At 74.9% G+C, this 565-nt stretch carries 1 protein-coding gene; it reads right to left on the bottom strand.

What is annotated here, in order from left to right; genetic code table 11:
• A partial coding sequence (locus GTW43_RS03735; protein ID WP_161300172.1) for a histidine kinase dimerization/phosphoacceptor domain-containing protein occupies nt 1-565 on the bottom strand: 565 nt, incomplete at both ends.

Raw genomic sequence — 565 nt, 5'->3', positions numbered from 1 at the left:
GGGCCTCCGCGAGGTTGTCGACCGCGGCCTGGCGGGCCTGGTCGATGTGGCGGGTGGCGTTCTCGGGCGCCGACGGCAGGGCGCGCTCGGCCGCGCGCAGCAACAGCTGGATGCTGGAGAGCCCCTGGGCGAGGGTGTCGTGGATCTCACGGGCCAGGCGCTCGCGTTCGGCCAGGACACCGGCGGTGTGCTGGGCCCGGGCCAGGTCGGCGCGGGTGGCCGTGAGTTCCTCGATGAGGCGTCGCCGTTGCTCGCTCTCCCGGTACAGGGCCTGGTACCCCCAGACCACCGCGGCCGCGACGGCGGCCCCCAGGGCCGGTCCGATCGCCATGCCGAGGCTGAAGGAACCCTGATGGGCGGAGAAACCGGCGATCGCCGCGAGGGTGGTCAGCACGACGGCGGCCAGACCCGCGCGACGCGACAGCAGGTGGAGCTGGAGGAAGAACAGGGGGAAGGCGACCCAGACCGCGTCGGCGGAGAGAGCCAGCAGCGCCAGCCACACCGCGCCCACGACGGCCAGCCATGCCGCGGCGGCGCGTGCGGAGCGCCGGACGACCGGCAGGAC

Source organism: Streptomyces sp. SID5785, assembly GCF_009870065.1.
Lineage (GTDB): Bacteria > Actinomycetota > Actinomycetes > Streptomycetales > Streptomycetaceae > Streptomyces.
Note: the sequence above shows the minus strand (reverse complement) of the source record. Positions and strands in the feature narration are given on the sequence as shown.